The organism is Streptomyces sp. NPDC052910 (assembly GCF_055585605.1).
On the sequence record NZ_JBVJJR010000017.1, the window covers coordinates 33,755 to 46,506 of the forward strand.

12 protein-coding genes are annotated in these 12,752 nt (G+C 75.4%); 8 read left to right on the plus strand and 4 right to left on the minus strand.

Annotation, left to right across the window (positions count from 1 at the left end; genetic code table 11):
• Positions 1–138: 138 nt before the first annotated feature.
• Positions 139–1,437 (plus strand): glycosyltransferase, encoded by a 1,299-nt coding sequence (locus ACZ6X9_RS33125; RefSeq protein ID WP_469781751.1) that lies wholly within the window; start codon positions 139–141, stop codon positions 1,435–1,437.
• A gap of 24 nt (positions 1,438–1,461) precedes the next feature.
• Here ACZ6X9_RS33125 and ACZ6X9_RS33130 read toward each other — a convergent pair whose 3' ends face one another.
• Entirely contained in the window at positions 1,462–2,760 is a 1,299-nt protein-coding gene (locus ACZ6X9_RS33130; protein ID WP_469781752.1) for a TerD family protein, read from the minus strand.
• Positions 2,761–2,960: 200 nt separating this feature from the next.
• Between ACZ6X9_RS33130 and ACZ6X9_RS33135 the strand changes: the two genes are divergently transcribed.
• From ACZ6X9_RS33135 to ACZ6X9_RS33150, 4 genes are all read left to right on the plus strand, one after another.
• On the plus strand, positions 2,961–3,491 hold the full coding sequence (locus tag ACZ6X9_RS33135) for a DUF6643 family protein (protein WP_469781753.1): 531 nt from the start codon (positions 2,961–2,963) through the stop codon (positions 3,489–3,491).
• A gap of 192 nt (positions 3,492–3,683) precedes the next feature.
• Positions 3,684–4,529: an MOSC domain-containing protein gene (locus tag ACZ6X9_RS33140; protein WP_469781754.1), complete on the plus strand. Its 846-nt coding sequence runs from the start codon at positions 3,684–3,686 to the stop codon at positions 4,527–4,529.
• 258 nt (positions 4,530–4,787) lie between these two features.
• On the plus strand, positions 4,788–5,414 hold the full coding sequence (locus ACZ6X9_RS33145; protein ID WP_469781755.1) for an Rv1733c family protein: 627 nt from the start codon (positions 4,788–4,790) through the stop codon (positions 5,412–5,414).
• A 125-nt stretch (positions 5,415–5,539) separates the two neighbouring features.
• A complete protein-coding gene (locus ACZ6X9_RS33150) occupies positions 5,540–7,999 on the plus strand; it encodes a right-handed parallel beta-helix repeat-containing protein (RefSeq protein ID WP_469781756.1) in 2,460 nt (819 codons plus the stop codon).
• An 89-nt stretch (positions 8,000–8,088) separates the two neighbouring features.
• On the opposite strand, the gene ACZ6X9_RS33155 is transcribed toward ACZ6X9_RS33150, so the two are convergent.
• Positions 8,089–8,673, minus strand: coding sequence for a hypothetical protein (locus tag ACZ6X9_RS33155; RefSeq protein WP_469781757.1), 585 nt, complete (start codon positions 8,671–8,673; stop codon positions 8,089–8,091).
• A 231-nt stretch (positions 8,674–8,904) separates the two neighbouring features.
• Here ACZ6X9_RS33155 and ACZ6X9_RS33160 point away from each other — a divergent pair, with 231 nt between their 5' ends.
• The gene (locus ACZ6X9_RS33160; protein ID WP_469781758.1) at positions 8,905–9,033 is read left to right on the plus strand and encodes a tryptorubin family RiPP precursor; all 129 of its coding nucleotides are present in this window, start codon (positions 8,905–8,907) and stop codon (positions 9,031–9,033) included.
• Positions 9,034–9,157: 124 nt separating this feature from the next.
• On the plus strand, positions 9,158–10,216 hold the full coding sequence (locus tag ACZ6X9_RS33165) for a cytochrome P450 (RefSeq protein ID WP_469781759.1): 1,059 nt from the start codon (positions 9,158–9,160) through the stop codon (positions 10,214–10,216).
• 93 nt (positions 10,217–10,309) lie between these two features.
• Here the strand turns inward: ACZ6X9_RS33165 and ACZ6X9_RS33170 are convergent, their stop codons facing one another.
• Positions 10,310–11,263, minus strand: a complete 954-nt coding sequence (locus ACZ6X9_RS33170) for a GlxA family transcriptional regulator (RefSeq protein WP_469781760.1) — start codon at positions 11,261–11,263, stop codon at positions 10,310–10,312.
• 185 nt (positions 11,264–11,448) lie between these two features.
• Here ACZ6X9_RS33170 and ACZ6X9_RS33175 point away from each other — a divergent pair, with 185 nt between their 5' ends.
• Entirely contained in the window at positions 11,449–11,889 is a 441-nt protein-coding gene (locus ACZ6X9_RS33175; RefSeq protein WP_469781761.1) for a DUF6010 family protein, read from the plus strand.
• Positions 11,890–12,139: 250 nt separating this feature from the next.
• Here ACZ6X9_RS33175 and ACZ6X9_RS33180 read toward each other — a convergent pair whose 3' ends face one another.
• Entirely contained in the window at positions 12,140–12,700 is a 561-nt protein-coding gene (locus tag ACZ6X9_RS33180) for a YciI family protein (RefSeq protein ID WP_469781762.1), read from the minus strand.
• Between the last annotated feature and the right edge of the window lie 52 nt (positions 12,701–12,752).

The following is a 12,752-nucleotide window of genomic DNA, read 5'->3' on the forward strand; positions in this document are numbered from 1 at the left end:
CGCCCGTTTCGCCGCCCGTTTCGCCCCGACTCCTCCGCGTCTCCGCCACGGCTCGTCCCCCGACTCCCCCTGACTCCTCCCCGACTCCCCCGCTCCGGGCACCCCGGCCCGGGCGGCCCGTGGGGCAGACTGCGACGGGTGAACGCGCTGACATGGATCTCCGTCGGTTCCCTGGCCGCGTGGCTGTGGCTGCTGCTGGGCCAGGGCTTCTTCTGGCGCACGGACGTGCGCCTGCCGGACGGCCGCACCCGCGTACGCCCACCGGACGGCGGCCCGTCGGGCAGCCGGCCACTGGGGAGCGAGCCGCGGGAAGAGAACGGCCCACCTGACGGCGGGCCATCCGACGACGGGCCATCCGACGGCGGCCTACCGCACGGCTGGCCCTCCGTGGCGATCGTGGTGCCGGCCCGGGACGAGGCGGAAGTGCTCCCGGAGAGCCTGCCGTCGCTGCTGGCGCAGGATTATCCGGGCCGGGCCGAGGTGTTCCTGGTCGACGACGGCAGCACGGACGGCACCGGTGACCTGGCCCGCTCGCTGGCGGCCGGTCACGGCGGGCTGCCGCTGACCGTCGACTCCCCCGGCGAGCCCGGGCCCGACTGGACCGGGAAGCTGTGGGCCGTCCGGCACGGCATGGCGCTGGCCCGCGCCCGCACCGACGCCGAGTACCTGCTGCTGACCGACGCCGACATCGCGCACGCCCCCGGCAGCCTGCGCGCGCTGGTCGAGGCGGCCCGGGCGGCCGACCTGGACCTGGTGTCGCAGATGGCCCGGCTGCGGGTGGTCACCCCGTGGGAGCGGCTGATCGTTCCCGCCTTCGTGTACTTCTTCTCGCAGCTCTACCCGTTCCGCTGGGTCAACCGGCCCGGCGGCCGGACGGCCGCGGCCGCCGGCGGCTGTGTCCTGCTGCGCCGGGAGGCGGCGGAACGGGCCGGGATCCCGGACGCCATCCGGCACGCGGTGATCGACGACGTGACGCTGGCGCGGGCGGTCAAGCGCGGCGGCGGTCGGATCTGGCTGGGTCTCGCCGAACGGGTGGACAGCATCCGTCCCTACCCCCGCCTGGGACAGTTGTGGCGGATGGTGTCGCGCAGCGCCTATGCGCAACTCCTCTACCAGCCGCTGCTGCTGCTCGCCACGGTGGCGGGGCTGGCCGTGGTCTACCTCGCCCCGCCGACGGCCGCGGTGGCGGGCGCCGTCACCGGGGACGCCCCGCTTCTGGCCGCCGGGGCGGCGGCGTGGGCGGTGATGACGGGCACGTACCTGCCGATGCTGCGCTACTACCGGCAGCCGCCGTGGCTCGCGCCGCTGCTCCCGTTCACCGCCGCGCTGTACCTGCTGATGACGGTCGACTCGGCGGTCCAGCACTACCGGGGCCGCGGCGCGGCCTGGAAGGGGCGGACGTACGCCCGCCCCGAGGCCGCGCCCCGGGAGCCCTGAGGCCCCGCACGCGGACGCCCGGCATCACTTCCGGCCGGGCGTCCAGTTCATGCCCCACCCGTAGGCGCGGTCCAGCGTGCGCTGCGGGCTGACGCCCCGGTCGGGGACCAGGTAGCGGGCCTCGCGCTGGACGACGAGGTCGCCGCCGTTGTTCGTGATGAGCGCCAGCGCGCAGACGTTGGACGGCACGGTGCACTCGTCGAGCGAGAAGTCGATGGGCGCGCCGTGCTGCGGCTGGAGGGTGACCGTGGCGTGGAGGCCCGCGAAGCTGGTCGCCCCCTGGTAGATCGTGACGAAGACGAGGATGCGCCGGAAGTCACGGCTGTGGTCGAGGTTGACGGTGAGGTTCTCGCCCTGGGCCGCCGCGCCGGTGCGGTCGTCGCCGTCGAGGTGGATGTAGGGCGGCCGTTGCAGCGAACCGAAGGAGTTGCCGAGGGCCTGGACGACGCCCTTCGTCCCGTCCTTGAGCTCGAAGAGGCAGCCGAGGTCGAGGTCCAGGTCTCCCTGGAGGGCCCGGGTGAGCCGGCGGCCCCAGCCGCCGCCCTTGGCCGGCTCCTGCTGCCGCATCTGCCAGTTGAGGTTGACGCGCAGCGCGCCGGAGGTGCCGCCCTGCTTGGTCAGCGAGACGGACGGGGCCTCCTTGGTGAGCGTGACCTTGGTCAGGTTCACGGCCCGGGCGGCGGGGGCCGCGGACTCCGGCGCCTCAGCGGGCCGGGCGGCGGGGACGGGCGGAGCCACGGGGGCGGACGCCGGGGCCGGCGGCGCGGCGGGGGCGGGCGGGGGCGCGGGCGCGGGCTCCGGATCGTCCACCGAGATGCCGAAGTCCGACGCGAGCCCGGCGAGCCCTCTGTCGTACCCCTGGCCGACGGCCCGGAACTTCCACTCCCCCTGGCGCCGGTAGAGCTCGCCGAGTACGAAGGCGGTCTCGACCGTCGCGTCCTCGCTGTCGAAGCGCGCCAGCTCCGCGCCGCCCGCGGCGTCGAAGACCCGCACGTACAGTCCCGGCACCTGCCCGAACGTGCCGCCGTCGGCGGAGGCCGCGAGCACCACGGTCTCCACCTCGGGCTCGACCGAGGTCAGGTCGACGGCCAGGGTGTCGGTCACCGCGCCGGCCGCCGGCACCTTGCCCTCGTGCCGTACCGCGCCGGAGGTGTGCACGGCCTGGTTGTAGAAGACGAAGTCCGCGTCGGAGCGGACCCGGCCGCCGGTGAGGAGCAGCGCGGAGGCGTCCACGTCGGGTACGCCGGGGCCGGTCCGCCAGCCCAGTTCTATCCGCACCGCCGGTGCCGGAATCCGGACATTGGTGCCCTTCAGCATCCCCATCTGCCACCCCTGTAGCGCGATTCCCGGACGGGCCCCTGGTCGGGCCCCGAACGATCCGGTCTCTTACACCGGTCCAACGTACCGTGGTCCCCGAATTCTCCGCCTTCGCCCCGATTGGTCGTCGGCGCCGCAGGGGCCTCCGGAACCAACCCGGGTACCTGACTCCCCAACCGGCACATCGTGGGCTTAACTTAAGGGCTATGACCTCCCCCCGCAGTGCCTACGGCAGCGGTTACTACTCCGCGTCGTCGTTCCCGGACACCCCTATCTACGACAGCCTCGTCGCCGAGCGGGGCACCCCGCAGATCGCCCCGATCCGGGTGTCGGCGCCTTTCGACGGCGGGAGTCAGCTCCCCGCGCTGCCCGCCCTGCCCTCGGGCCCCTCGGGCCACGGCCCCGGTCCGGTGGCCGCGCAGGTGCCGCAGCCGCTGCAGAGCGGGTACGCCCCGCAGCCCCCGCAGTACGGGCACGGCGGCCCGCAGCAGGGCGGCCTCCAGCAGGCCCCGGCGCCCTACATCCCGCAGCAGGCCTCGGCGCCGCGCGGTTACCCCGGCCCGCAGCAGTACCAGCAGCGTCCGCCCACGCCCGGTGGCCCGGCGGGCTACGACGCGATGCGCCCGGTGGCGCCGCGTCCGGCTCCCGGCCCGGCGGCGCAGCAGCAGGGCCAGCCCGGACCGTACGAGGACCCGTACCAGCAGCGCCCGTACTCCGGCCCCGGCGGCGGTTACTGACCGACGACGAGGGCGGGGCGGCACGGGCGGTCCCGGACGGCACGGAAGGCCGGCGGCGCCGAGGGGGGACGGACCGGGGCGCGCCCGGGGCGGACGCACCGCGCGGACGTCCGCGGGTGCGCGCCCGGTATCCGCGGGTGCGCGCCCGGTATCCGCGGGTGCGCGCCCGGTCCGGCCGGGCAGGATGGCCGCATGGCTGCCTCTTCCGGTTCTTCGCCCACCCTGCTGTCGATCCACGTCCACCCGGTGAAGTCGATGGCGGGGAGCTCTCCCGGGGAGGCGGCCGTGGAGCCGTGGGGGCTCGCCGGGGACCGGCGGTGGATGGTGACCACGCCCGACGGCCGGTTCCTCACCCAACGGCAGCACCCGCGGCTGGCGTTGGGGGCCGCCCGCGGGCTGCCCGGGGGCGGGGTGCGGATCACCGGACCGGGGATCGCGCCCCTGGAAGCGCCGGTGCCCGACCCCGCGCGGCGGGGCACGGTCACCGTCGAGGTGTTCCGGGACAAGGTCGAGGCGGTGCCCGCGGGCCCCGAGGCGGACGCCTGGCTGACCGCCTTCCTCGGTGTCGGGGCCCGGTTGGTGCACATGGACGATCCGGCGGTCCGGCGCCCGGTCGACCTCCGGTACGGGCGCCCGGGAGACCGGGTCGGGTTCGCCGACGGCTTCCCGCTGCTGCTCGCCTCCGCCGCGTCGCTCGCGGCGCTCAACGCGCTGATCGCCCGGGGCGACCATCCGGACGAGGGACCGCTGCCGATGGACCGCTTCCGCCCGAACGTGGTGGTCGGCGGTACCGCCCCGTGGGACGAGGACGACTGGCACCGCGTACGACTGGGCGAGGTGACCTTCCGGGTCGTCAAACCCTGCGGACGCTGTGTCGTCACCACCACCGACCAGCGCACGGCCGCGCGCGGCCGGGAGCCGCTGCACACCCTGGCCCGTCACCGGCGCGGTGCGACCGGACTCGTCTTCGGGCAGAACCTCATCCCCGAGCACCCCGGAGTGCTGCGGGCCGGCGACCCGTTCGAGGTCCTCGGCTGAACCACCGGACGCCGGGCCGGAAGGCCCCCGGCCCCCGCGAACGGCACGAAACCGGAGCGAACCGGGCCGCGCCCGAAAACCCCGACGCCCCCGTTTCTCCCCTCCCCTCAACCCCCGTGCGCCGGCGCGCCGCCGTGCGCCCCGGCGCGTCAACGCGCGGCCCCCGGACGTCCGCCGGGAGTGATTCCGCCCTCCACGTCGGGTGTTCCCGCATGCGCCGCCTGTTGTGAGGTAATGAGACGCAGGGGGGTGAGCTTCATGAACGCGACGTCCCGGATGCGGGCCTGGGCCCGGCGGTCCGCCTGGCGCTGGCGGCGCAACCCGCTGCGCCGTCCCACCGATGTCCTGGAGAACTGGATCGCGGTGGCCGCGGTGCTCCTGATGCTCGTCGTCGGACCGCTGACCGGGCTGCTGGCCGGCACGTCCGCCCACGCGGTGCTCCGGCAGACGGCCCGTGAACAGCGGGCCCACCGTCACCTGGTGACCGCGGTCGCCCTGCGCCCGGAGCCGGTGCCCGGCGCCGCCGGGGACCGCGAGGGGGTGCCGGGACGGGACGGCTACCACCGGATCCTGGCCCGCTGGCCCCGCCCGGACGGCGGCCGGCGCACCGGCCTCGTACCGCTCAGGGGCGCCGAGGCGCCCGGCCGCCGGTTCCCGCTCTGGACGGACGACCGGGGACGACTGGCGGGCCGGCCGCTGGACGGCACCACGGCGTCCGTCCACGCCGCGCTGGCCGGTGCCGGCGCCGCCGTGGCCGCGGCGGGCGCGGTGCACGGGCTGCGCCGCCTGGTCATGTGGCGGGTCACCCGGCGGCGGTACGAGCGGTGGGACCGCGCCTGGGAGCGGGCCGGGCACACCTGGGGCCGGGCCGACGCGGGGAGCTGAGCGGTGCCCGGACGGTCAACTCCCGTGTCCCGCGCACGCTACGGTGGAGCGGCCGGTACGCATCGGCCCCGGGCGGCACATCCGTCCCGGGCGGCAGACGCACGAGGTGGGGGCGCGACAGCACCATGGCACAGGGCTCGGTCCAGGTGACGCACGGCGGCCCGTCGCGTTGGCGGCGGCGCACCGGGGAGTACGTATCGCTCGCGGCGGCCCTGGAGGCGGCGGCGGACGGCGACGTGCTGTCCGTCGCGCCCGGCACCTACCGGGAGAACCTGGTGGTGACCCGCTCGGTCACCCTGCGGGGGGCCGACGGGGCGCCCGGTTCGGTGCGGATCGCCCCGCCGGAGGGCGTGGCGCTCACCGTACGGTCGGCGGCGGTCCTGCGGGACCTCCAGGTGGAGGGGCAGGACGCGGCGGTGCCCGCGCTGCTGGTGGACGGGGGCGCGCCGGAGCTCGTCGGGCTGCGGGTGGTGACGCGTTCGTCCGTGGGCATCGAGGTGCGCGGGGGCGCGCGGCCGACGGTGCGCCACTGCGCGGTCGACAACGCGGCGGGCGTCGGCGTGGCGGTGCTGGACCGGGCCGGCGGGATCTTCGAGGACTGCGAGGTGCTGGCGGCCGGGCAGTCGGGCGTATCCGTGCACGGCGGCGGCGGCCCGCGCCTGGAACGCTGCAAGGTGCACCACGCGCGGGGCGCCGGACTGTCGGTGACGGGCGAGGCCAGCACGCTGGAGGCGGTGGGCTGCGAGGTCTACGAGATCCGGGGTGCCGGCGTGCGGATGGCGGAGCGGGCGGCCGGCCGGCTCTCCGACTGCCGGGTGCACCGGGTGACGGCGGACGGCGTGACGCTGGACACCGGGGCCGTACTGGCGCTGGACGACTGCGACATCCACGACGTCCCCGAGAACGCCGTGGACCTGAGGGCGCGTTCGGTGCTGACGATGGCCCGGTCCACGGTGCGCCGGTTCGGGCGGAACGGGCTGTCGGTGTGGGATCCGGGCACCCGGGCGGAGGCCGTCGGCTGCGAACTCCAGGACAGCACGGGCGACTACCCGGCGGTGTGGGTGAGTGACGGCGCCACGGCCGTCCTCTCCTCCTGCCGGGTGCACGACGTGCCGGACGCGCTGTTCGTCCTGGACCGCGGCTCGTGCGCGGAGGTCACGGACAGCGATCTGGCGCGCATCCGCGGGACGGCGGTGTCGGTGAGCGGCGGGGCGACCGCCCGGCTGGACGACTGCCGGATCCGGGAGGCGACGACCGGCGCCTGGTTCCGGGACCACGGCAGCGGCGGAACGCTGACGGGCTGCGCCGTGGACGCGACGGCCACGGGCGTGATCGTCACCAAGGGCGCGGACCCCACCTTCGAGGACTGTTCGGTGACTTCGCCGCTGGAGGCGGGGTTCTACGTGTCGGCCGAGGGCCGGGGCACGTTCCGGCACTGCCGGGTGTCGGGGAGCGGCGGCTACGGCTTCCACGTCATCGACGGGTGCCGGGCCACGCTGACCCGGTGCCACACGGAGCGCTGTACGCGCGGCGGTTACGAGTTCGCGGACGGTGCCGGACACCCGGAGGGCGGCGGTCCGGGTCCGCTGAGCGAGGGCTGCACGAGCGACGAGCCGGTGCCGCTGCGCGTCCCGGCCCCGGCGGTTCCCGCCCCGACCGGGGCGGACCGCTCGCGGCCGACTCCCCCGGCGCACGCTCCCGTCGTGCCGCCACCCGCCGCTCCGTCCGCTCCCGCTGCCGCGGCGTCGGTGTCGCGGCCGGACGCGGCACCGGTCCGGCCGCCGACGGCCGTGCTCGGCGAACTGGACGCGCTGGTGGGCCTGGAGAGCGTGAAGAAGGAGGTCCGCGCGCTCACCGACATGATCGAGGTCGGCCGCCGCCGGCAGGAGGCGGGCCTGAAGGCCGCCTCGGTCCGCCGGCACCTGGTCTTCACCGGCTCCCCCGGCACCGGCAAGACGACGGTGGCCCGGCTGTACGGCGAGATCCTGGCCTCGCTGGGCGTCCTGGAGCGCGGCCACCTGGTGGAGGTCTCCCGGGTCGACCTGGTGGGCGAGCACATCGGCTCGACGGCCATCCGCACCCAGGAGGCGTTCGAACGGGCCCGGGGCGGCGTCCTGTTCATCGACGAGGCGTACGCGCTCGCCCCGGAGGACTCGGGGCGGGACTTCGGCCGGGAGGCCATCGACACACTGGTGAAGCTGATGGAGGACCACCGGGAGGCGGTGGTGGTGATCGTCGCCGGCTACACCGCCGAGATGGAGCGCTTCCTGACCGTCAACCCCGGGGTGGCGTCCCGCTTCTCGCGCACGATCACCTTCGGCGACTACGCGCCCGAGGAGCTGCTGCGGATCGTCGAACAGCAGGCGGAGGAGCACGAGTACCGCATCGGCGAGGGCGCGGCCGAGGCCCTCCTCCGGTACTTCGGCTCGGTTCCCCGCGGCCCGGCCTTCGGCAACGGCCGTACGGCCCGCCAGACGTTCGAGGCCATGGTGGAGCGCCACGCGGGCCGGGTGGCCCAGTTGACGCATCCGAGCAAGGACGACCTGACCCTGCTGTACGCGGAGGACCTGCCGACGCTGCCGTGACGGGTGGGCGGAGGGGTGTCCGAGCGGCGGCCCCGCGTAAGTACGGGTGTCCGCCCGTCCCTCCACCCGCCCGTCCGCCCGTCCGCCCGTCAGAAGTCCGGGATCTCCACCCGCGTCAGGAAGCGGCCGGGCCAGGAGTACAGCGCCCCGCCGAAGGTGAGGTTGCGGGTGTACACGCCCTCCAGCAGCAGCGCCAGGCCGATGTCCATGCCGTCGCACGTCCCCCGGCCCTCGCCGGTGAGGGCCCGCGGGTGCCGTTCCGCCGACCGTCCGACGGTGACGACGGCACCGTCCCGCCGCAGCTCGTGCCGGCGGCCGGCGAGCGCCCGGTAGCGGTAGTCGCGCCCGGCGATCCGAATGCGCAGGGCGCGCCGGGCGGCCGAGACGGCGAGGTGACGGCGGTTGAGCCGGGCCGCCCGTCCGCCGGAGGTCAGTTTCATGCGTGCCATGCGCGGCCGGCCCCGGAAGCCGACACCGGTGAAGCTGGTGGGGGTGATCCCCTCCCCTGTCACCCAGGTGGTCAGCGTCTCCCTGGTCAGGTCCTCCTCCGCGGGGCAGACCAGCTCCACGCGCCCGAAGCCGGGCACGATCCCCGTCCAGGTGTGCGAGGTCCGTACCCGGAGTCGGCCGCGGCCGGAGCCGGCGTGAGCGAGTTCGAAACGGACGGTGTGCATGGGGAGACCTCTCGGAACGCGGTGCCCGACGAGTCTACCTTTCGACGGATTCGTCCCATGTGCGCATCGACACCGTCCCGCCCACCGGTTCCGCCCAATGCGACCATGTCGGAAAACCGACCCATTGACAACGTCTTTCCCTCCAAGCTTCACTTTTCCCGGCAGTACACGGAAACGAACTCCTACACGAAGTCCGTTCCCGTGCACGGCCGGACGCACCACCGCACGAGCATGATCGCGATCACGACCCGAACCGTTTCCCCACTTGGGAGGTCTGTTGTGAAGCTCCTGTTCGCCCTCAAGGACAAGCTGACGCCGGAGAAGAGCCTGAAGGCGTACGCCTGGTACCACTGGTACTAGGCCGGAAGGGTCCGTCCGCCCGAACGCGCAGCCGCAGTAGGCGCGTTCCGTCCGCGGCCCGCGCCCGGCGGTGGCGGAGCTCCGCCACCGCCGGGCGCGGGCCTTCCGCTTGTGGAGGCCCCCCTTGTCCCTCTCCGGCACCGGCACTCGCACCCGCACCCGCACCACCGTTTTCGCCCCACGGCTCCAGGCCCTCCTCGACGGCCACCTCGGCGAGGACCTCTTCCGTCTGGACCCCACCACCGTCGGCGTCGCCGGTCCGGCGCTGACGGACCGGATCCTGGCCGCCAGACCGGCCGGCGAGCGCGAGCGCCCGACGTTCAAACCCCTGCACGGCCGGTCCATCCCGCGCACCGAGGCGTCGACCGTCATGCAGGCCATCGGCCGCGACGTCCGCGCCGCCCTGCGCCGCCCGGTCCCGGCGGACCTCGACCTCACCGGCCCCTGGCCGCACGTCGGCCACGTCTTCCTGCGCGACCTCGTCCTCGGCCCCGACCCGTACCGGCTGCGCGTCCTCATGGACCGCAACCTGGAGTTGACGCCCAAGCTGACCTGGACGGTCATCGCCGCCGGCGCCGCCCTCCCCGGCCGCCCCCGGCCGGGGACTCGCCTCTCCGCCATCGCCGGCCTGACCGCCCGCGCCGACGGGTACCAGGGCCGCCGTCACGCCATGGGCCTGTACCGGCGCGCGGCGGCCCCCGTCTGCTTCACCGTCTCCACGCTCGTCGCCAACGCGCTGTGGCTGGGCGCCCCGTTCGCCGAGGGGACGCCGAACCGGAACATCCTGTACGAGGCGCTGCGGCTGCTGCCCCCGTCGTGGAACATCCTGCGTCACGCCTCCCCCGAGTACCCGGCCCTGGACGCGCGGATCGGCCGGTCCGACGACGTCCTGCTGCTGCCGCTGCTCAGCCACCGCGACCCGGCCCTCTGGGACGACCCCGAGGTGTTCCGCCCCGAGCGCTGGGACGGCCTGGACCCGGACGACCACCCGGGCTACCTGCCGTTCGGCCACGTCTCGGAACGCTGCTGGGGCCGGCACATGGTGATGCCGCTGGCCGAGTCGCTGCTGGACCGGGTGCGCGCCGACGGCCTCACCGTGGACCTGCGGCAGACCAGGGCCGAGGTGCCGCTGGCGGGGCTCCTGGGCGTGGCGGAGGTCAGGGTGGTGCGTGGCCGGGTCTGAACCGCGTCACCGTCGCGGCCCCGGCCCGGGCCGGCCTGGCGCCGCGCCGGACCGCCGCCGCACCGGACCGGTTCCCACCGGACCGGCGGCGTCTCACCGGGCCGGCTCCCCGGCGAAGGCGCGGCGGTAGGCGCGGGGGCTGACGCCCGTGGTGCGGCGGAAGCGGTCGCGGAAGGCGGTCGGCGAGCCGAACCCGACCTCCGCGCCGATGTGTTCGACGGACCGGACGGTGGTCTCCAGAAGCTGCTGGGCCCGGCGAATCCGGGCGCGGTGCAGCCACTGGAGCGGTGTGGTGCCGGTCTGCTCCCGGAAGCGCCGGGTCAGCGTCCGGGCGCTGACGCCGGCCCGGGCGGCGATGTCGTCCACGGTGAGCGGCCGGGCGAGGTTGTCCCCCAGCCAGCCCAGCAGGGGCTCCAGCGCGGAGCCCGCCGGGACGGGCGTGTGGTCGTGGACGATGAACTGCGCCTGGCCGCCCTCCCGTTCCAGCGGCATCACGGAGAACCGGGCGGCGTCGGCGGCCACCGCGGACCCGTGGTCGCGGCGGACCATGTGCAGACACAGGTCCAGGCCGGCCGCCGCGCCCGCCGAGGTGAGGATCCGCCCGTTGTCGACGTAGAGGACGTCCGGGTCGACGACGACCGTCGGGTGGTCGGCGGCGAGCCGCCCGGCGGCCAGCCAGTGCGTCGTCGCCCGCAGCCCGTCCAGCAGCCCCGCGGCGGCCAGCACGAAGGCACCCGAGCAGAGGGAGGCGACGCGCGCGCCGTCGTCGGCGGCCCGGCGCAGCGCGGTGCGGACGGCCGCGCCGAGCGGCGCCGTCGGGTCGGCGGTGCCGGGCACGACGACCGTGTCCGCGCCGCGCAGCCCGTCCAGCCCCCAGGGCGCCCGCAGGGTGAACTGCCCCGCGTCGACCTCCGGCCGCTCGGCGCACACGCGTATCGCGTAGCCGGGGCTTCCGTCGGGCAGCCGGACCCGGCCGAACGTCTCCACCGCGGTGGAGAGGTCGAACGGGATCACGCGCGGGAGGGCGAGGACGGCGACCGTGTGCATGCACGGACGGTACCTCCGCCCGCGTCGGGACGGCGCGGCGGTAATCCGTCGGAACCTGTCGGCAATGCCCCTGTGGCCTGCGGGCCGGCCTTCCTACCGTGTGATCCGTACGGCGCGGTGCCGCCGGTTTCCCCCGTCACCGCCCGCCCGCGCCGTACCCCGCACCCACCACGGAAGGCACTCCCATGCAGTATCTGCAGTACATCGCACCCGTCGGCATCGGCCTTCTCTACGCGCTGGTGATGTCCCTCGTCGGGGAGGCCCACCGGCTGCGGCTCAACGCCGTCATGGTCGCCGGGGCGGGCGCCGCCTACCTCAGCGGCGGCGGGATGGGCGGCTGGGAGTTCGCGTTCGCCGCGCTGGCCACGTACGTCGCGTACCGCGCCCTGGATTCCTGGACGTTCGTCGGCGTCGGCTGGCTGCTGCACACGGCGTGGGACGTCGTGCACCACATCAAGGGCAACCCCATCGTCCCGTTCGCGCACACCTCGTCGCTCGGGTGCGCGATCTGCGACCCGGTCATCGCCCTGTGGTGCCTGCTCGGCGGCCCGTCGGCGCGCGAACTCCTGCGCGGCCCGCGGTTCCGCACCCGGCGGCGCGAGACGCTCGGGGAACCGGCGGCCTGACACCCGCCGCGACGGCGGCTCCCCGCCGGCACCGCGGGGCGACCGCCGCACCACGCGACCGCTCGGGCAGGCGGGTTCGGCCCCCGCGGCTCCGGCCGGCCGGCCCGAGGACGATCGTTGACGCCCGGACCGTGGGGCCCGGACCGTGGAGTTTGAACCGGGGGTCCGGATCGCCGACGTACCGGCACCGCCCGGCCATCGACGTACCGGCACCGCTCGACCACCGACCCGGTACCGCCAGGCCGGGGCGTCACCGGTCGTCCTCGGGCCGCCCCCCGAACTCCCAGTCGTGCACCTCGACGCAGGCGTACCGGTCCGGTGTCAGGACGGCGCGTGCCGCCTCCGCGTCCGGCGCCCGGAGCAGGGCCGCCGTTCCCAGCCAGGCGGTGCCGTCGTCGGAGAGCAGCGGACCGTACGCGATCAACTCGTCCCGGCAGGACGGCAGGGCGAGGTCGGCGGCCGGGCCTTCGTCGAGGCCGAGCACGAAGAACCGGTCGCCGCCGCTCCGGCCGCCGCGGAAGTCCCACATGGTGCGCCCCAGGGCGTTGCGCCACCGTCGCAGCAGTACGTCCCGGTGGACGCCGGCCTGCTGGTTCGGCTCGTCGACGGCGAACGCGCGGGCGGCGGAAGGGCCGGGCAGGTCGAGGATGTGCAGGCTGCCGGTACAGGTCTCGCCGTCTTCGGCGAAGGTCGGACCTCGGGCGATCATCTCCCGCGCGTACCGGTCCATATAGGACCGGTGCCGCGCCAGCAGCCCGTCGCGGAGCGGCCGGGAGCCGGGGCGGTCGCGGTGGTAGCAGAGGAATTCCATGCCTGATCATCTCCGCCGGAAGACGCCCCGGTCGAGCGGGTTCCCGCCCGGC